At 59.5% G+C, this 18,142-nt stretch carries 15 protein-coding genes and 4 tRNA genes; 4 read left to right on the top strand and 15 right to left on the bottom strand.

Annotation, left to right across the window (positions count from 1 at the left end; all coding sequences use genetic code 11):
- Nucleotides 1–17: 17 nt before the first annotated feature.
- The 9 genes from R3355_RS09425 to R3355_RS09385 all read right to left on the bottom strand — a co-directional run bounded on the left by R3355_RS09425 (nucleotide 18) and on the right by R3355_RS09385 (nucleotide 6,989).
- Nucleotides 18–94 (bottom strand) — tRNA-Asp (locus tag R3355_RS09425).
- 49 nt (nucleotides 95–143) lie between these two features.
- Nucleotides 144–416, bottom strand: a complete 273-nt coding sequence (gene hupB, locus R3355_RS09420; protein ID WP_025165694.1) for a nucleoid-associated protein HU-beta — start codon at nucleotides 414–416, stop codon at nucleotides 144–146.
- Between the two features lie 137 nt (nucleotides 417–553).
- Nucleotides 554–2,950, bottom strand: a complete 2,397-nt coding sequence (lon, locus tag R3355_RS09415; RefSeq protein ID WP_318960963.1) for an endopeptidase La — start codon at nucleotides 2,948–2,950, stop codon at nucleotides 554–556.
- Nucleotides 2,951–3,102: 152 nt separating this feature from the next.
- Nucleotides 3,103–4,383 (bottom strand): ATP-dependent Clp protease ATP-binding subunit ClpX, encoded by a 1,281-nt coding sequence (gene clpX, locus R3355_RS09410; RefSeq protein WP_318948301.1) that lies wholly within the window; start codon nucleotides 4,381–4,383, stop codon nucleotides 3,103–3,105.
- A 109-nt stretch (nucleotides 4,384–4,492) separates the two neighbouring features.
- Nucleotides 4,493–5,134, bottom strand: a complete 642-nt coding sequence (gene clpP, locus R3355_RS09405) for an ATP-dependent Clp endopeptidase proteolytic subunit ClpP (protein WP_079201854.1) — start codon at nucleotides 5,132–5,134, stop codon at nucleotides 4,493–4,495.
- A gap of 92 nt (nucleotides 5,135–5,226) precedes the next feature.
- A complete protein-coding gene (gene tig / locus R3355_RS09400) occupies nucleotides 5,227–6,537 on the bottom strand; it encodes a trigger factor (RefSeq protein WP_318960962.1) in 1,311 nt (436 codons plus the stop codon).
- A gap of 127 nt (nucleotides 6,538–6,664) precedes the next feature.
- Nucleotides 6,665–6,749, bottom strand: a tRNA-Leu gene (locus tag R3355_RS09395).
- A 54-nt stretch (nucleotides 6,750–6,803) separates the two neighbouring features.
- A tRNA-His gene (locus R3355_RS09390) sits at nucleotides 6,804–6,879 on the bottom strand.
- A gap of 33 nt (nucleotides 6,880–6,912) precedes the next feature.
- Nucleotides 6,913–6,989, bottom strand: a tRNA-Arg gene (locus R3355_RS09385).
- A gap of 270 nt (nucleotides 6,990–7,259) precedes the next feature.
- Here R3355_RS09385 and folD point away from each other — a divergent pair.
- On the top strand, nucleotides 7,260–8,114 hold the full coding sequence (folD, locus tag R3355_RS09380; RefSeq protein ID WP_318950511.1) for a bifunctional methylenetetrahydrofolate dehydrogenase/methenyltetrahydrofolate cyclohydrolase FolD: 855 nt from the start codon (nucleotides 7,260–7,262) through the stop codon (nucleotides 8,112–8,114).
- 61 nt (nucleotides 8,115–8,175) lie between these two features.
- Here the strand turns inward: folD and R3355_RS09375 are convergent, their stop codons facing one another.
- The 6 genes from R3355_RS09375 to R3355_RS09350 all read right to left on the bottom strand — a co-directional run bounded on the left by R3355_RS09375 (nucleotide 8,176) and on the right by R3355_RS09350 (nucleotide 14,184).
- Nucleotides 8,176–9,918, bottom strand: a complete 1,743-nt coding sequence (locus R3355_RS09375) for an ABC transporter substrate-binding protein (RefSeq protein WP_318960961.1) — start codon at nucleotides 9,916–9,918, stop codon at nucleotides 8,176–8,178.
- Nucleotides 9,919–10,002: 84 nt separating this feature from the next.
- Entirely contained in the window at nucleotides 10,003–10,275 is a 273-nt protein-coding gene (locus R3355_RS09370; protein ID WP_318960960.1) for a DUF2160 domain-containing protein, read from the bottom strand.
- A 12-nt stretch (nucleotides 10,276–10,287) separates the two neighbouring features.
- Complete coding sequence (locus tag R3355_RS09365; protein ID WP_318950516.1) at nucleotides 10,288–11,088, bottom strand: carbohydrate ABC transporter permease; 801 nt, start codon at nucleotides 11,086–11,088, stop codon at nucleotides 10,288–10,290.
- Between the two features lie 8 nt (nucleotides 11,089–11,096).
- Nucleotides 11,097–11,960 carry a sugar ABC transporter permease gene (locus R3355_RS09360; protein ID WP_318950517.1) on the bottom strand — a complete coding sequence of 288 codons (864 nt, stop codon included), beginning with the start codon at nucleotides 11,958–11,960 and terminating at the stop codon, nucleotides 11,097–11,099.
- Nucleotides 11,957–13,090, bottom strand: coding sequence for an ABC transporter ATP-binding protein (locus tag R3355_RS09355; RefSeq protein ID WP_318960959.1), 1,134 nt, complete (start codon nucleotides 13,088–13,090; stop codon nucleotides 11,957–11,959). Before R3355_RS09355 ends, R3355_RS09360 begins: the two co-directional genes overlap by 4 nt.
- Nucleotides 13,090–14,184 (bottom strand): ABC transporter ATP-binding protein, encoded by a 1,095-nt coding sequence (locus tag R3355_RS09350; protein WP_318950520.1) that lies wholly within the window; start codon nucleotides 14,182–14,184, stop codon nucleotides 13,090–13,092. Before R3355_RS09350 ends, R3355_RS09355 begins: the two co-directional genes overlap by 1 nt.
- 276 nt (nucleotides 14,185–14,460) lie before the next feature.
- On the opposite strand from R3355_RS09350, the gene R3355_RS09345 reads away from it, so the two are divergent.
- The 3 genes from R3355_RS09345 to R3355_RS09335 all read left to right on the top strand — a co-directional run bounded on the left by R3355_RS09345 (nucleotide 14,461) and on the right by R3355_RS09335 (nucleotide 18,076).
- Nucleotides 14,461–16,326: a sigma-54-dependent Fis family transcriptional regulator gene (locus R3355_RS09345; RefSeq protein WP_318950522.1), complete on the top strand. Its 1,866-nt coding sequence runs from the start codon at nucleotides 14,461–14,463 to the stop codon at nucleotides 16,324–16,326.
- Nucleotides 16,327–16,662: 336 nt separating this feature from the next.
- On the top strand, nucleotides 16,663–17,505 hold the full coding sequence (locus R3355_RS09340) for a polysaccharide deacetylase family protein (protein WP_413243496.1): 843 nt from the start codon (nucleotides 16,663–16,665) through the stop codon (nucleotides 17,503–17,505).
- A 262-nt stretch (nucleotides 17,506–17,767) separates the two neighbouring features.
- The gene (locus tag R3355_RS09335) at nucleotides 17,768–18,076 is read left to right on the top strand and encodes a hypothetical protein (protein ID WP_318960958.1); all 309 of its coding nucleotides are present in this window, start codon (nucleotides 17,768–17,770) and stop codon (nucleotides 18,074–18,076) included.
- The last annotated feature ends 66 nt before the right edge of the window (nucleotides 18,077–18,142 follow it).

The raw sequence follows: 18,142 nt of genomic DNA, 5'->3' as shown, positions 1-18,142 counted from the left end.
ATGCGCCTTCTCGTAACTGGCGGAGCGGACGGGGCTCGAACCCGCGACCCCCGGCGTGACAGGCCGGTATTCTAACCGACTGAACTACCGCTCCGCGACCAGGTCAGCGATTAAGCTGACTTGGGGTAAAGCCTGAAAGACGCTTAGTTGACGGCGTCTTTCAGGGCCTTACCGGCTTTGAAACCTGGAATCTTGGCAGCAGCAATGCTGATCGGCTTGCCAGTTTGTGGATTGCGACCAGTACGCGCAGCGCGCTCTTTGACAGCAAAAGTACCGAAACCAACCAGTACAACGGAATCACCAGCCTGCAGAGCGCCAGTGACAGATTCAATCACTGCATCCAGCGCACGGCCAGCGACAGCTTTCGGGATATCAGCAGATGCAGCGATGGCATCGATCAGTTCCGACTTGTTCACTCTAAGTCCCCTTAATTTCTGATGAGTTTTGTTTCTTGATTTTTTGTGTAAGCAAAACGAGTGCAGGATGGTCTTCCGACACAATAAGAGCCGCTTTATAACAAGGGCTCTAAAATTGTGTCAAGGAAGCCTCTCGGCTAATGTGTGCTAATTCGCCCCTTGGAATCAGTCTCGCGCTTGTCATCCTTTGCAACCAGCTCCGGAGCCGCATCAGGCAAGGGCTCCGGCGCGTATTGCAGCGCAATTTGCAGGACTTCGTCAATCCATTTAACCGGTTTAATCTGCAAGTCCTGCTTAATGTTCTCCGGAATCTCTTTCAAATCGCGCACATTCTCTTCCGGAATGATCACGGTTTTGATTCCACCCCGATGCGCAGCCAGAAGTTTCTCTTTCAAGCCGCCGATGGCCAACACTTGGCCACGCAGGGTGATTTCCCCGGTCATTGCCACATCTGCGCGCACCGGAATCTGAGTCAGGGCCGAGACCAGCGCCGTACACATCCCCACGCCTGCGCTGGGGCCGTCTTTCGGGGTTGCCCCCTCCGGCATATGGATATGGATGTCGCGCTTCTCGTAGAAGTCCAGAGGGATCCCCAGGCTCTTCGCCCGACTGCGCACCACGGTCTGTGCCGCGGTAATGGATTCGAGCATCACATCGCCCAACGAACCGGTCTTGATCAACTGCCCTTTGCCCGGCACCACTGCGGCTTCGATGGTCAGCAACTCGCCACCCACCTGAGTCCAGGCCAGCCCGGTCACCTGCCCGATCTGATCTTGCAGTTCTGCCAAGCCATAACGATGCTTGTGCACACCAAGGAAATGCTCCAGCGAGTCCGCGGTCACCAGCACCTCAAAACGCTTTTCAAGGCTGTGCTCTTTCACCGCCTTGCGGCAAACCTTGGCAATCTGCCGCTCAAGGCTGCGCACACCCGCTTCTCGGGTGTAGTAGCGAATGATGTCGCGAATGGCGTCTCGCTCGAAAGCAAGCTCGCCCTTTTTCAGGCCATTGGCCTGAACCTGCTTGGGCGCCAGGTACTTGATGGCGATGTTGATCTTCTCGTCTTCCGTATAGCCGGGCAGACGGATCACCTCCATTCGATCAAGCAACGCTGCCGGAATATTCATCGAGTTGGCGGTACAGAGGAACATCACATCGGAAAGGTCGTAGTCGACCTCCAGATAATGGTCATTGAAATTGTGGTTCTGCTCAGGATCGAGCACCTCGAGCAGCGCGGAAGCCGGATCGCCGCGCATGTCCTGGCCCATCTTGTCGATTTCATCGAGCAGGAACAGCGGATTACGTACACCGACCTTGGTCATTTTCTGGATCATACGACCCGGCATCGAGCCGATGTAGGTGCGCCGGTGGCCACGGATCTCGGCCTCGTCACGCACACCGCCAAGCGCCATGCGCACGAACTTGCGGTTGGTGGCGTGAGCGATGGACTCTGCCAGCGAGGTCTTGCCCACACCCGGCGGTCCGACCAGGCAGAGCACCGGCCCCTTGATCTTCTTCACGCGCTTCTGCACGGCGAGGTACTCGAGGATACGATCCTTGACCTCATCGAGCCCGTAGTGATCGGCATCCAGGATCGCTTCGGCACGCGCCAGATCCAGGCGCACCTTGCTCCGCGCAGTCCACGGTACATTCACCAGCCAGTCGATGTAGGAGCGCACTACCGTGGCTTCTGCCGACATCGGCGACATTTGCTTGAGCTTGTTCAGCTCGGTCTGAGCCTTGTCATAGGCCTCTTTGCTCAGCCCACCATTCTCGATGCGCTTTTTCAGCTCATCCAGCTCATTGAGACCTTCCTCGCTGTCACCGAGTTCTTTCTGAATGGCCTTCATTTGTTCGTTCAGGTAGTACTCGCGCTGACTGCGCTCCATCTGCTTCTTGACCCGGCCACGAATGCGCTTTTCGACCTGCAACAGATCAATCTCGGCATCCAGCAAGGCAAGCACATGCTCGACCCGCGCCGACAAATCGGTGATTTCCAGGATTTCCTGTTTCTGCTCGATTTTCAACGCCATGTGCGCAGCCATGGTGTCAACCAGGCGGCTCGGTTCATCGATACCGTTGAGCGAGGACAGCACCTCCGGCGGAACCTTCTTGCCCAACTGCACGTATTGTTCGAATTGGCTGAGCAGACTGCGGACAAACACCTCGGACTCGCGTCCTGGCGCATCGACCTCGTCGATCAACTGCACGTCGGCGCGGCAATGCCCATCCACTTCGATAAATCGTTCGACGGCTCCGCGTTGCTCGCCCTCGACCAGCACCTTGACAGTGCCATCGGGCAGCTTCAGCAACTGCAATACCGTCGCAACGGTACCAACTCGGTAGAGCCCGTCTTCGCCGGGATCATCGTCTGCAGGATTTTTCTGGGCGAGCAGCAGAATCTGCTTCTCACCGGTCATCGCGGCCTCCAGGGCCTCGATGGATTTCTCGCGTCCGACGAACAACGGGATGACCATGTGCGGATAGACCACGACATCGCGTAGCGGAAGGAGAGGCAATTCGATGGTTGTCTTCATGATTTTTGGCTCTACAGCGGCCTGTCAGGCCTTAGATAGATGGGATAACCCTTCACCCTAAGATGGGGCTAGCCCCAGCAAAAAACAAGCGTTTCGGCTGCAAAAGCAAAGGGGCCCGCAGGCCCCTTGCTTTCAACATGTAACAGGCGGACTCAGGCGTCAGGAGCAGCCTTGGCAGCCGGCTCGCTGTTCTCGTAAATCAACAGGGGCTTGGATGAACCATCGACAACACTCTCGTCGATAACCACCTTGCTGACCTCCGTCTGGGAAGGAATCTCGTACATGGTGTCGAGCAGAATCCCCTCGAGGATCGAGCGCAGACCACGAGCTCCGGTCTTGCGTTCCAACGCCTTGCGCGCTACGGAGCGCAGGGCGTCAGGACGGAACTCAAGATCGACACCTTCCATCTCGAAAAGCTTGGCGTATTGCTTGGTCAGGGCATTCTTCGGCTCGGTCAGAATCTGCATAAGCGCAGCTTCATCCAATTCGTCGAGGGTTGCGATAACCGGCAAGCGACCCACGAATTCCGGAATCAAGCCAAACTTGACCAGATCGTCCGGCTCGACTGCACGCAGCGACTCACCAATCTTCTTGCCCAGATCCTTGCTGCGAACCTCGGCATTGAAGCCGATACCACCCTTGGTCGAGCGGCCCTGGATAACTTTTTCCAATCCGGAGAAAGCACCACCGCAAATAAACAGGATATTGCGCGTATCGACCTGCAAAAATTCCTGTTGCGGGTGCTTGCGCCCTCCCTGCGGAGGAACCGAGGCCACTGTGCCCTCGATCAATTTCAACAGCGCCTGCTGCACACCCTCACCCGACACGTCACGGGTAATGGAAGGGTTGTCGGACTTGCGCGATATCTTGTCGATTTCGTCGATATAGACAATGCCCATCTGGGCTTTTTCCACATCGTAATCGCACTTTTGCAGCAGCTTCTGGATAATGTTTTCGACATCTTCCCCCACATAACCGGCTTCGGTCAGTGTGGTGGCATCAGCGATGGTGAACGGGACATTAAGCAAACGCGCCAGGGTTTCGGCCAGCAGGGTTTTACCCGAACCGGTTGGACCGATGAGCAGGATATTGCTCTTGCCCAGCTCGACATCGTCCTTCTTTTCGCGCTGGTTAAGACGCTTGTAGTGGTTGTACACCGCCACCGCCAGGACCTTCTTCGCCCGCTCCTGACCAATCACATACTGATCGAGGATGGTGCTGATTTCCTTTGGCGCAGGCAGCTTGTGCGCGCTGCTTTCGGCCTGAGCTTCCTGCACCTCCTCGCGGATGATGTCGTTGCACAGGTCGACGCACTCGTCGCAGATAAAGACCGAGGGGCCGGCAATCAACTTGCGCACTTCATGCTGGCTTTTGCCGCAGAAGGAGCAATAAAGCAGCTTGCCGTTGTCCTCGCCATTGCGGGTGTCAGTCATTCGATCAATCCAATACGGTAGGCTTGAAAAACAAGATGGAGGCAAATGCGAGCATTTTCAAGCCCGCAATGCGACCGACTGCATGTCGGCCGCGCACAATCGGCGTCAATTAGCTGGAAGCCAGGCGTTTATCAAGAACCTTGTCGATAAGGCCATAGGCAACTGCCGTTTCACCGCTCATGAAGTTGTCGCGATCGGTATCGCGGGCAATCACATCCAACGGCTGACCGGTGTGACCAGCCAGCACATTGTTCAGGCGATCACGGATGGTCAGGATTTCACGGGCATGAATCTCGATATCCGACGCCTGCCCCTGGAAGCCACCCAGCGGCTGATGAATCATCATCCGCGAGTGCGGCAGACAGAACCGCTTGCCGGCAGCACCAGCGGTCAGCAGCAGGGCGCCCATGCTGCACGCCTGACCGATGCAGATAGTCGACACATCCGGGCGAATGAACTGCATGGTGTCGTAGATCGACATGCCAGCGGTCACTGAACCACCTGGCGAGTTGATATACAGATGAATGTCCTTGTCCGGGTTCTCTGCTTCAAGGAACAACAGCTGCGCGGCTACCAGATTGGCCATGTAGTCTTCGACCGGGCCGATCAGGAAGATCACACGCTCCTTGAGCAGGCGCGAGTAGATGTCGTAGGCGCGCTCACCGCGGGCCGTTTGTTCGATGACCATGGGCACCAAGCCGCCAGCGGCCTGAATGTCTGGCATTTGTTGCATAAAAGGATTGCGGGACATTTCTTGCACTCGCTCCCTAAACAGTCATGTATCAAATACGCATAAGCCAGCACGGTGGCTGGCTTATGGTGTGCTCGAACGAGGTAAAGAAATCAGGCGGCTTGCGGAGCTTCCACCGGCTTGACAGCTTCTTCGTAAGAGACCGATTTATCGGTCACATTAGCCTTCTGCAAAACAGTATCTACAACTTGTTCTTCCAGCACAACCGAACGGACTTCGTTCATTTGCTGGTCGTTTTTGTAGTACCAGGCCACAACCTGCTCAGGCTCTTGGTAAGCCGAGGCCATTTCCTGAATCATTTCGCGCACGCGGGTGTCGTCAGGCTTGAGCTCGAACTGCTTGACCACTTCGGCCACGATCAGGCCCAGCACCACACGACGCTTGGCCTGCTCTTCGAACAACTCCGCCGGCAGTTGCTCGGGTTTGATGTTGCCACCGAACTGCTGCACAGCCTGCACACGCAGACGATTGACTTCGTTGCCGACCAGGGACTTGGGCACTTCGATCGGATTGGCAGCCAGCAGACCGTCCATCACCTGGCTCTTCACCTTGGACTTGATGGCCTGGCGCAGCTCGCGCTCCATGTTCTTGCGCACTTCAGCGCGGAAGCCTTCCAGGCCGCCTTCCTTGACACCGAACTGGGCGAAGAACTCATCGTTGAGCTCAGGCAGCTGGGGGGCCGAAACACTGTTCACGGTAACAGTGAACTCGGCAGTTTTGCCGGCCAGATCGAGGTTCTGGTAGTCCTCCGGGAACACCGGATTGATGACCCGCACATCGCCGGCCTTGGCACCGACCAGGGCATCTTCAAAACCGGGGATCATGCGCCCGGAGCCCAGCACCAGCTGAGAACCGGTGGCCGAGCCACCAGCGAAGGCTTCACCGTCGATCTGACCAGCGAAATCGATATTCAGCTGATCGCCATCTTCGGCGGCCCGCTCGACCACTTCGAAGCGGGTGTTCTGCTTGCGCAGAATTTCCAGCATGTTGTCCAGATCGGCATCGGCCACATCGGCCTGAAGGCGCTCGATGGCAATGGTCTCGAGACCAGACACCTGGAATTCCGGGAAGACTTCGAAGGTCGCAACGTACTCCAGGTCCTTGCCCTTCTCGAAGGTTTTCGGCTCGACGGCCGGAGAACCCGCCGGATTGAGCTTCTGCTCGACCACGGCTTCGTAGAAGGTAGACTGAATCAGGTCGCCCAGGGCTTCCTGGCGAGCGGCATCTTCGTAGCGCTGGCGAATGACGCTCATTGGCACCTTGCCAGGACGGAAGCCGGCAACTTTAGCCTTGCGGGCAGTCTGCTGCAGACGCTTGTTGACTTCAGTCTCGATGCGCTCGACGGGAACGCCGACGGTCATGCGACGCTCAAGAGCAGAAGTGCTTTCAACAGAAACTTGCATGGGTATTCCTCGTTGCACAGACATAGGCCGGCCGTTTACCGGCCCCGAATCAAGGGCATACATTCTAGAGGGTCAATTTGCAGAAGTCACCCTAGATGCTAGCGGCAAACGGGAGGGAGCTAAAAGATGGTGCGGACGGAGAGACTCGAACTCTCACACCTTGCGGCGCTGGAACCTAAATCCAGTGTGTCTACCAATTCCACCACGTCCGCGTGGTAAGGCTTTCAAACAAAAACGCCAGGCTTTTGACCTGGCGCCTTTTAATATGGGGTGGACGATGGGGATCGAACCCACGACAACAGGAGTCACAATCCTGCGCTCTACCAACTGAGCTACGCCCACCATATTGCATTTACCTGTGCCAAAGCTGCCAAATGGCACGCCCGGCAGGACTCGAACCTGCGACCATCCGCTTAGAAGGCGGATGCTCTATCCAGCTGAGCTACGGGCGCCTATCCATCTGCAAGAGCAGATTTAAAGCTTTCGGCTGCAGCAGAAACCTTGCGGCCCCTGCGTTTGCCGTCTTACCCAGCGACTGGCTGTGCTCGACAAGCGGGGCGAATGTTATAGAGGCACCAACAGCTCGTCAACAGGCAACGCTAAAAAAATTCAGTTATATAAAGGAGTTACGCGAAAACCCTTGCGCGCGCCTTTGCCCCGGGGTTTCGCCATGCGAGAATGCGCCTCCTTTTTCAATCCTTTCCAATGGTTAACCAAGCGCAATGACCGCACAACTGATCGATGGCAAAGCGATCGCCGCCAGCCTCCGCCAGCAGATCGCCAAGCGGGTTGCCGAAAGGCGCCAGCAAGGTCTGCGAGCACCTGGCCTCGCGGTGATTCTGGTCGGCAGCGATCCTGCCTCTCAGGTCTACGTCTCGCACAAGCGCAAGGACTGCGAGGAAGTCGGCTTCGTTTCCCAGGCCTATGACCTTTCCGCCAGCACCAGCCAGGACGAGCTTCTGGCGCTGATCGAACGATTGAACGATGACCCGAGCATTGATGGCATCCTGGTGCAGCTGCCGCTGCCGGAAAGCCTGGATGCGTCTTTATTGCTTGAGCACATCCGCCCGGATAAAGATGTCGACGGCTTTCATCCCTACAACATCGGCCGCCTGGCCCAGCGCATGCCGCTGCTGCGGCCCTGCACACCGAAAGGCATCATGACCCTGCTGCACAGCACCGGGGTGGATTTGTATGGCTTGCATGCCGTGGTAGTCGGGGCATCCAACATCGTCGGCCGCCCCATGGCCATGGAACTGCTGCTGGCCGGTTGCACCGTCACCATCACCCATCGTTTCACCAAGGACCTGGCCAGCCATGTGGCACAGGCCGACATAGTGGTTGTCGCCGCCGGCAAACCGGGTCTGGTCAAGGGCGAGTGGGTCAAACCAGGCGCCATCGTCATCGATGTTGGGATCAACCGCCAGGCGGACGGCAAACTGATCGGCGACGTGGAGTATGACGCCGCCCTGCCCCGGGCCGGCTGGATCACTCCGGTACCGGGCGGCGTTGGCCCCATGACCCGTGCCTGCCTGCTGGAAAACACCCTGCACGCAGCCGAGCACCTGCACAAATAGCGTACTCGACAGTCATAAAAAACGGCACCCGAGGGTGCCGTTTTTTATGACCGGTTAACGATCATTCACGCGCCTGTTCCCAGGACTTGAGCAGCTCGTTGTAATTGATGGTTTCGCCCTTGGGCTTTTCGTTGGCCAGTTTCGGCTTGGGTGCGCCCGGCTGATCCAGCCAGTACTGCGGGTCTTTCGCCTCGTTCAACTTGGGACCGCACTCACCCAGCACGCCGGCGCGCTCAAGGCGACCGAGCATGGTGTCCTGGGCCGCCGCCAGACCGTCCAGCGCCTCTTGCGGCGACTTGTCGCCACTGGCGGCTTCGGCAATGAACTGCCACCACAGCTGCGCCAAACGCGGGTAGTCCGGTACGTTGGTGCCGGTCGGTGTCCACTGCTCCCGTGCCGGGCTGCGATAGAACTCGACCAGACCGCCCAGCTTCGGCGCGATATCGGTCATCGCCTGCGAGTTGATATCCGACTCGCGGATCGGCGTCAGGCCGACCAGGGTCTTCTTTAGCGACACCGTCTTCGAGGTGACGAACTGGGCATACAGCCAGGCCGCCAGGCGCTGTTTGTCAGGCGTGGACTTGAGGAAGGTCCAGGAGCCGGCGTCCTGATAACCCAACTTCATGCCCTCCTCCCAGTACGGGCCTTTCGGCGACGGCGCCATGCGCCATTTCGGCGTGCCGTCCTCGTTGACCACCGGCAGGCCGGGCTTGGTCATATCCGCGGTAAAGGCGGTGTACCAGAAGATCTGCTGGGCGATGCTGCCTTGCGCCGGCACCGGGCCGGACTCTGAGAAGGTCATGCCCTGGGCTTCCGGCGGCGCATATTGGCGCATCCAGTCGACATATTTGGTGGTCGCGTAGACCGCCGCCGGGCCATTGGTGGCACCGCCGCGGGCGACGCTGGAGCCGACCGGCTGGCAACCCTCGACCCGGATACCCCACTCGTCCACCGGCAGACCGTTGGGCAGGCCCTTGTCGCCAGCGCCGGCCATGGAGAACCAGGCATCGGTAAAGCGCCATCCCAGGGACGGATCCTTCTTGCCGTAATCCATATGGCCATAGATGCGCTGGCCATCGATTTCCTTGACCTTCTCCGAGAAGAATTCGGCGATGTCCTCATAGGCCGACCAGTTGACCGGCACGCCCAGCTCGTAGCCGTAGAGTTCCTTGAACCTGGCCTTGAGTTCCGGACGTTCGAACCAGTCGGCGCGGAACCAATAGAGGTTGGCGAACTGCTGGTCGGGCAGCTGATACAGCTTGCCATCCGGCCCGGTGGTGAAGTCCAGACCGATGAAATCTTCCAGGTCCAGGGTCGGCGAGGTGTAGTCCTTGCCGTCGCCGGCCATCATGTCGGTCAGCGGCACGACCTTGCCGTAGCGAAAGTGGGTACCGATCAGATCCGAGTCGTTGATATAACCGTCATAGATGTTCTTGTCCGACTGCATCTGGGTTTGCAGCTTCTCGACCACGTCGCCTTCTTGCATCAGGTCGTGCTTGAGCTTGATCCCGGTGATTTCGCTGAAGGCCTTGGCCAGCACCTTGGACTCGTACTCGTGGGTGGCGATAGTTTCCGATGCGACACTGATATCCATGCCGCGGAACGGCTCCGCCGCCTTGATGAACCACTTCAGCTCTGCGAGCTGTTGCTCGGCGGTCAGGGTCGAGGGCGCGAACTCATCGGCGATCCATTTCTTTGCCGCCTCTTCATAGGCATCGGCCCAGGCCGCGCCGCTCAATCCGGACAACGTCAGCAAGGCAGCCAGCGCCATGCTATGTCGAGTTTTGTTGTTATTGTCGAACATAGAGAGACCTCCATCTCAGGGTTTTAGGCGAGGTAAGTCGGTATGGCTGCAACCCGCCAGCGGGCGCGGCCAAAAGCACCCGGCTTAGCCCCAACGCATCACTGCAAACAGCCAGAACAGGGACAGCACCGAGGCTACCCAGACACTCCAATCGGTCGTGCCCACCACCAGCAGATGCAGGTAGGCGCTTCCCAGCAGACCGATAAACAGCCGATCACCACGGGTGGTGCTGATCGGCAAGAAGCCTTTGCGCTCAATACAGGGGGAGCGCAGTTCCCAAACGGTCATACCCGCCAGAATCGTCGCGATAGCGCCGAAGAACAGCGCGGTAGGCAGAGTCCAAGCCATCCAATCCATAATCTTTGCTCCTTAAACCCGGCCCAGGGCGAAGCCCTTGGCCACGTGGTTGCGGACGAACCAGATCACCAGCATGCCCGGCAGGATTGTCAACACGCCGGCAGCCGCCAGCACTCCCCAATCGATACCGGAAGCCGAGACGGTGCGGGTCATCACCGCGGCTATGGGTTTGGCGTTGACCGAAGTCAGGGTGCGCGCCAGCAGCAGCTCGACCCAGGAGAACATGAAGCAGAAGAACGCGGTGACACCGATGCCCGAGCCGATCAGCGGGATGAAAATCTTCACGAAGAATTTCGGGAAGCTGTAGCCGTCGATATAGGCGGTTTCGTCGATCTCCTTCGGCACCCCGGACATGAAGCCCTCGAGAATCCACACTGCCAGCGGCACATTGAACAGGCAGTGCGCCAGGGCCACGGCGATATGGGTATCGAACAGGCCGATCGAGGAATACAGCTGGAAGAATGGCAGCAGGAACACCGCCGGCGGCGCCATGCGGTTGGTCAGCAGCCAGAAGAACAGGTGCTTGTCGCCGAGGAAGCGATAACGCGAGAAGGCATAGGCCGCCGGCAGCGCCACCGTCAGGGAAATCAGCGTGTTCAAGGTCACGTAGTACAGCGAGTTGAGGTAGCCCTCATACCAGCTCGGGTCGGTGAAGATCACCTTGTAGTTGGCCAGGGTGAAGGTGCTCGGCCACATGCTCAGGCCACCGAGGATCTCGGTGTTGCTCTTGAACGACATGTTCAGCAGCCAATAGATGGGCACCAGCAGGAACAGGATATAGAGCCCCAGCACCACTTTTTTACGTAGGGTCATGGTCGGCCTCAGCGCGTCTTGTCGTTATGGGTCATGGCGGTATAGAACAGCCAGGACACCAGCAGAATGATCAGGAAGTACACCAGGGAGAACGCCGCCGCCGGGCCCAGGTCGAATTGGCCGATGGCCATCTGCGTCAGGGTCTGGCTGAGGAAGGTGGTGGCGTTGCCCGGCCCGCCGCCGGTGAGCACGAAGGGCTCGGTGTAGATCATGAAACTGTCCATGAAGCGCAGCATCACCGCGATCAGCAGCACGCTTTTCAGCTTGGGCAGCTGAATGTGGCGGAACACCGCCCAGGCCGAAGCGCGGTCGATGCGCGCCGCCTGGTAGTACACATCGGGTATCGCGCGCAGCCCGGAGTAGCAAAGCAGCGCTACCAATGAGGTCCAGTGCCAGACGTCCATGATCAGCACCGTGACCCAAGCATCTCCCGTATTGGAGGCGTAGTTGTAGCTGATACCCAGACTGTTCAGCGCCCAGCCCATCAGGCCGATGTCGGCGCGGCCGAAGATCTGCCAGATGGTGCCGACCACGTTCCACGGAATCAGCAAGGGAATCGCCATGACGATCAGCACCAGCGAGGCCATGCGTCCCTTGGTCGGCATGCACAGGGCGATGGCAATGCCCAGGGGAATTTCGATCAACAGCACGCAACCGGAAAAGATGAACTGGCGCAGCAACGAATCGTGCAAACGCGGGTCCTGCAGCACCTGTTTGTACCAGTCGACCCCGACAAAATAGCGCGTCGAATGGTCGAAGATGTCCTGCACCGAGTAGTTGACCACCGTCATCATCGGCACAATGGCGCTGAACGCCACCAGCAGAAACACCGGCAATACCAGCCACCAGGCCTTGTTGTTCTGCACCTTCATGGCTGCACCTCCGATGACTGCGACTGAGCTTGCGTCGGCAGCACTTGCACCAGGTATTCGTCGGCATAGAGCATCAGCCACTGCGCCGGGAAACTCAGGTAGACCTGCTGTTGCGGCACCGGCTGGTCCTCCTGCAGGCGCACCTTGAGCAGTTGCCCGTCCAGGCGCAGGGTGAGGATCTTATAGGTACCCAGGTCTTCGAGATGCACCACCTCGCCGCACAGGGCGTCCTCGCTGGGGCCTTCCCAGACGTGGACGAACTCGGGGCGGATGCCGACTTTCAGGCTGGTCCACTGCAACTCGTCCAGGCGCTGGTTGAGCGCCGCCGACAGAGGCAGGACGGTATCGGCGAAACGCACTCCGCCCTCGCAGCGCTCGACCTCGATCAGGTTCATTCCCGGGCTGCCGATGAAGTAGCCGACGAAGGTGTGGCTGGGCCGTTCGAACAGCTCGCGCGGGGTGCCGAACTGGACGATCTGGCCGCCGTACATCACCGCGATCTTGTCGGCGAAGGTCGAGGCCTCCAGCTGATCGTGGGTGACGTAGACCATGGTGATATTGAACTGCTCGTGGATCTGCTTGAGCTTGCGCCGCAGCTTCCACTTCAGGTGCGGGTCGATCACCGTCAGCGGCTCGTCGAACAGAATCGCCGACACATCGTCGCGCACCAGACCGCGGCCCATGGAGACCTTCTGCTTCTCGTCGGCGGTGAGGTTGCTGGCTCGTTTGCGCAGCAGTGGATGCAGCTCCAGCACCTCGGCGATCTCGTTGACCTTGGCCAGGATCCTGGCCTCGTTCATGCCCTGATTGCGCAGCGGAAACGCCAGGTTATCGAACACCGTCATGGTGTCGTAGACCACCGGAAACTGGAAAACCTGGGCAATATTGCGCTGTTCAGGGTGCAGGTGGTTGACCACCTTGCCGTCGAACTGCACCTCGCCATGGGAGGGGCTGAGCAACCCGGAAATGATATTGAGCAGGGTCGACTTGCCGCAGCCGGATGGCCCGAGCAAGGCGTAAGCACCGCCCTGCGCCCAAACATGGTTCATCTCGCGGATCGCGTAATCCCCATTACCATTAGGGGCGCGGCTGTAACTATGGGCCAGGTTGTGCAAGCGTATCTCGGCCATCAGGCGCTCCTCGCTAAACGGCGGCTCGGTGCCTGGATCAAGCGGCCATCGGCCTCAAAGACGAACAGTTTGTGGGTCGGGATATAGATGAGGATCGGCGTATCAACGTCGTACTCGTGCACGCCTGGCAGGTGCAGCACCAGCACGAACTGCTCGTTGCGCACATGCAGGAAGGTTTCCGAGCCGCTGATTTCCGCCAACTCGACCGTCACCGCCAGCTCCAGGTCGTCGTCGTTGGATGGCACCAGGCCGATATGGCTGGGACGCACGCCGAAGCGATACTCGCCCTCGGCGATGCTTTTCAGATCGGAGTTGAGCGGAAAATGCACGGCGTCGGCAAAGCTCACCTCGGCGGCGCTGATGCGCCCCGGCATCAGGTTGATCGCCGGTTCGGAGAACAACTCGGCGGCCAGCACCTGCTGCGGCTGGTGATAGACCTCGGCGGTCTTGCCGCTCTGCACCACGCGCCCCTCGTGCAGGATGGTGGTGGTGCCGCCCAGGGCCAAGGCCTCGTTCGGCTCGGTAGTGGCGTAGATGGCGATGGTATGGCGGGCCTCGAACAGCTCGCGCATTTCCTGGCGCAGCTCTTCACGCAGCTTGTAGTCGAGGTTGACCAGCGGCTCGTCGAACAGAATCAGCGAAGCATCCTTGACCAGGGCGCGAGCCATGGCCGTGCGCTGTTGCTGGCCGCCGGACAGCTCCAGCGGATGACGCTGGAGCAAGGCCTCGATGCGCAGCATCTTCGCCGTGGCATGCACTTTTTCGAGGATCTCGGCCTTGCTGACCCCGGCCTGACGCAGTGGCGAAGCGATGTTCTCGAACACCGTCAGGGTCGGATAGTTGATGAACTGCTGGTAGACCATGGAGACGTTGCGCTGGCGCACCGAGACATTGGTCATGTCCGCGCCATTCATCAGGATGCGCCCGCTGCTTGGCTTGTCCAGGCCAGCCATCAAGCGCATCAGGCTGGTCTTGCCGGACAGGGTGCGGCCGAGCAACACATTGAAGGAACCGGGTTCGAAACTCAGGCAGGCGTCGTCGATGTGCACCTGCTGATCGACGATACGCGTGACATGCTCAAGCGTAAGTGACATGGGCCGTCCTATTTTCTTGTTATTTGCGTTCTAGCTGCCCAGTAACAAAGCGAGTTCCGTGCCAATCACCTAAAAAATAACCTAATCAACTGATTTATCTATGATTTTAAAAGAAACCCAGTTCGCGCAATTTTCGTAAATGAACAATTTTGCACAGTTGACCATGAACAACTGAACAGCCGAAGCGTTGACTTTGAACAGCCATAGGCGACACTGGGTGCACCTCGGCGAAGACCGGGCGCCGATAAAAACAAGACCCACAATGAGACCTTCGTCATGGCTGAAGCTGCCAGTGCCCTACCCCACGAGACCATCATTCAGGACTCCTGGTCGCGTTGCCGCGACTTCGGCCTGACTCACCAGAGCACGCCCATCTTCACTCAGCCCAGCCCCGGCGAAGTCTCTGCCCTGCTGCAAAGCCAGCACGCCCTGGTGCACACCACCCATAAGGAAGTGCTGCCCTACTACGGCAACATCCTGGCCAATTCCAATTGCCTGATCATGCTCGCCGACAAGCAGGGCCAGGTGCTGCAGTCCTGGGGCGACCAACGCTTCATCGAACCCAGTCGCGCGCCCGGCTTCGTCGCCGGTGCCAGCTGGCTGGAGCGCTACACCGGTACCAACGCCATAGGCACCGCCCTGAGCTGCGCCCAGCCGGTGCATATCCAGCACGACGAACACTTCCTCAAGGCCAACCGCTTCATGACCGGCTCGGCCTCGCCGATCTTCGACGAGCAGCGGCAGATGATCGCGGTGCTGGACGTCTCCAGCGACAGCTACCTGCCGCCCGCCCACACCCTGGGCATGGTCAAGATGATGAGCCAGTCGGTGGAAAATCGCCTGATCCTCAACCTGTTCCAGCAGCGCTACTTCCAGCTCAGCTTCAATACCAGCCTGGACAACCTCGACAGCCCCTGGGCCGGGCTGCTGATCTTCGATGAGCAAGGCCAGGTGGTCTCGGCCAACCGCCGCGCCGACAGCCTGCTCGGCGTCGGCCTGGCACGGGTAAATATCGAGAGCCTGTTCGATGCGCCCCTGCAGCATTTGCTCAACCAACCCGAAGCCCTGCCCTTCAACCTGCGCGCCGGCGGCCGTTTCCGCTTCCACGCCCAAGTCAAACGCCCGCAGCAGCCAGCACCGATCCAGGCGCGCGATTTCCGCCAGGCCGTCGAGCCCGAAGTCAGTGACAAAGGCTTTACCCTGGCCTCGATCAACCTCGGCGACCCGCGTGTCGATAAAGCCGTGCGCCAGGCCGAACGCCTGCTGGAAAAAGACATTCCGATCCTGGTCCACGGCGAAACCGGCGTCGGCAAAGAGGTGTTCGTCAAAGCCCTGCACCACGCCAGCTCGCGCGCCAATCAGGCGCTGATCGCGGTCAACTGCGCCGCCATTCCTGCCGAGCTGGTGGAGTCAGAACTGTTCGGTTACGAGAAAGGCGCCTTCACCGGCGCCAATCAGAAAGGCAGCGTCGGCCTGATCCGCAAGGCCGATAAAGGCACGCTGTTTCTCGATGAAATCGGCGACATGCCGCTGCGCGTGCAGGCCCGCTTGCTGCGGGTATTGCAGGAACGCTGCGTGCAACCGCTGGGCAGCAGCGAACTCTACCCGGTGGATATCCGCCTGATCTCCGCCACCAACCGCTCCCTGCGCCACGACGTCGACACCGGTCTGTTCCGCCAGGATCTCTATTACCGCATCAGCGGCCTCAACCTGGAACTGCCGCCACTGCGCGAACGCACCGACAAAGCCGCCATGGTGCAACGTATCTGGGAACATCACCGCGAACCCCAGCAATGGGCCAGGCCCAGCGCCGAGGTGATGGAACTGTTCGAACGTCACCCCTGGCCGGGCAACCTGCGCCAACTGAGCAGCGTGCTGCAGATTGCCCTGGCCATGGCCGACGACCAGCCGATTCAACCGGAGCATCTGCCGGATGATTTTTTCGAGGATTTACTGGACGAGAACGCCAGGAAATCGGTGCATGGCCAACCGGTGCAGGCGGACTTATTGACCGCCAGCGATGATGACCTGGCGAGCCAGTACGAGGCTTGTGGCGGAAATATTTCGCACCTGGCCCGAAGTCTGGGAGTGAGCCGGAATACACTTTACAAGCGCTTGAGAGCCCAGGGGTTGAAGGAGTGACGCGCAGCCTTCATGCACGCAAGCGCGCAAACGACGCTTAAGCGATGGATGGACAGCAACCGCCAACGAAGCATCGCGACCAAGGGTATTCAGCGGCGGCAATGGATCTATGACCGTCGACGGCTGTCGAAACCAGTAACCTGCCTACAGCTCGCCCCTAGCCTTCTATCTTCCTTCCGCTGTTAGCCAATATCTGCTGACGCTCACGGCGTCCCACGCGCCCGTCTTCATGAGTCAAACGCCCTGATGAATCTTACCTCCCGTCTTACAGTCGCCACGTCACGAGCATTGGCATTGTGTTGCCCTGCGCCACGGAAACTGCGTCCATGGGGCGGCGTGATTGTCGCGCTGGTGTTGCTGAGCGCCTGCGTCAGCCCACCACCGCCCCAGCCATCACCCGGCATTGCGCCGATACGCTTTTTGCTCAGCTTCGACGACGGCCCGAGCGGGAGCCTGGGAGTCAATCCGACCCGACAGATTCTCGACGCCCTGGCGAATAACCCCGTCCAGCCCGGGATCAAGGCGCTGTTCTTTATCCAGACGCGCGCGCCTTACGCCGGTGGCAGTGCTCAGGGGCAGGCGCTGTTGCGTCGGCAGCAGAAAGACGGCCACTTGCTGGGTTTTCACACCGCCACCCCCAGGCACGCCAATCACCGCTTCCTCAGCCCGACCGAGCTGGAGCAGTCGCTACGCGATGGCGTGGCCGACCTCAGTGCCGTCAGCGGCAAGCCGCCGCGCCTGGTACGGCCACCGTTCTGGAACTACAACCAGCGCACCTTCGCCGCCTATCGGGCCCATGGCCTGCATTTGCTGCTGACCGACCTGAGTGCCAACGATGGCAAGACCTGGGGCATCAACGGCAGCCTGCGCCGGCGCAGCAACCTGCGCACCCAACTGGCACGGATAGCGACGCAGATCCAAGCCAGCAGCATGCCTGTGGTGGATGGCGTCATCCCGGTGGTCGTGACCTTCCATGACCTCAACCCCTACACCGCACGGCATATGCAGGAGTACCTGCAGATCCTCCTGGATGTGGCCGGGGACGTGGGGCTGGCCACCGCGGCCATGCCGTTCTACGACCAACGCGCCGCTCTCGAACGCGCGGCGCTGAAGCGCACCCTGGGCGACCCGCTGCAGTATGCCCGCCTGCCAGGCGTGTGGAACTGGCTATGGAATTGAGCGGCGCAGCGGGTATCGCTTCGCTCAATCAATAGTTCCGCGGAAAATAAACGAGCCGCTGGAAAGCGGCCCTCCACACAGCGGACCGCCCGCGGCGCATGCATGCCGCGGGGCTGGCAGCGGCTTGCGGGCCATCGTGCGCGCCACTGGTGCTGCGGCCACCGCCGAGCGGTCCTCACGGCCTTTCTGCGGCGGCCTATAATTATAAAGATGTCATTGATGTTTTATCGATGCCGTCCATACAGCCTAAATGGAGGCTACGATGAAATTTTCTATCCACATTCTCATCGCCGCAGGCGCCCTTCTTGCCGCCGCCTCGACACCTCTGGTACAGGCCGATACCGGGTCCGATTGGTTCGATGCCGAGGTTGCCCAGGTGCAACATCGCGTCGCTTCGCGCAACCAGCTCGACGATGACCTGGTGCTGTCGCAAATCGCTCTGGGCTATGCCGTGCCGGAGTCACTGCACCCGCAAAGCAAGACCATGCTGGCGCGCTCGGATGACGACGCTTTCGACACTGTCCTGAAATACCTGCAAGGCACGATGGAGATGTATGCGGCAGTTGATTAAGGCGCCTTGCTTACCAGGTCACTTCACTTCCTGAACATGAAAAAGGCCGCAATGCGGCCTTTTTTC

It is taken from the genome of Pseudomonas sp. (assembly GCF_033723075.1).
In the GTDB taxonomy this organism is placed as follows: Bacteria; Pseudomonadota; Gammaproteobacteria; order Pseudomonadales; family Pseudomonadaceae; genus Aquipseudomonas.
Note: the sequence above shows the minus strand (reverse complement) of the source record. Positions and strands in the feature narration are given on the sequence as shown.

Coding starts and splice junctions, on each gene's coding strand:
- lon (WP_318960963.1), bottom strand. CDS start 2,950: ATGAAGACAACCATCGAATTGCCTCTCCTTCCGCTACGCGATGTCGTG.
- clpX (WP_318948301.1), bottom strand. CDS start 4,383: ATGACTGACACCCGCAATGGCGAGGACAACGGCAAGCTGCTTTATTGC.
- clpP (WP_079201854.1), bottom strand. CDS start 5,134: ATGTCCCGCAATCCTTTTATGCAACAAATGCCAGACATTCAGGCCGCT.
- tig (WP_318960962.1), bottom strand. CDS start 6,537: ATGCAAGTTTCTGTTGAAAGCACTTCTGCTCTTGAGCGTCGCATGACC.
- folD (WP_318950511.1), top strand. CDS start 7,260: ATGACCGCACAACTGATCGATGGCAAAGCGATCGCCGCCAGCCTCCGC.
- R3355_RS09375 (WP_318960961.1), bottom strand. CDS start 9,918: ATGTTCGACAATAACAACAAAACTCGACATAGCATGGCGCTGGCTGCC.
- R3355_RS09370 (WP_318960960.1), bottom strand. CDS start 10,275: ATGGATTGGATGGCTTGGACTCTGCCTACCGCGCTGTTCTTCGGCGCT.
- R3355_RS09365 (WP_318950516.1), bottom strand. CDS start 11,088: ATGACCCTACGTAAAAAAGTGGTGCTGGGGCTCTATATCCTGTTCCTG.
- R3355_RS09360 (WP_318950517.1), bottom strand. CDS start 11,960: ATGAAGGTGCAGAACAACAAGGCCTGGTGGCTGGTATTGCCGGTGTTT.
- R3355_RS09355 (WP_318960959.1), bottom strand. CDS start 13,090: ATGGCCGAGATACGCTTGCACAACCTGGCCCATAGTTACAGCCGCGCC.
- R3355_RS09350 (WP_318950520.1), bottom strand. CDS start 14,184: ATGTCACTTACGCTTGAGCATGTCACGCGTATCGTCGATCAGCAGGTG.
- R3355_RS09345 (WP_318950522.1), top strand. CDS start 14,461: ATGGCTGAAGCTGCCAGTGCCCTACCCCACGAGACCATCATTCAGGAC.
- R3355_RS09335 (WP_318960958.1), top strand. CDS start 17,768: ATGAAATTTTCTATCCACATTCTCATCGCCGCAGGCGCCCTTCTTGCC.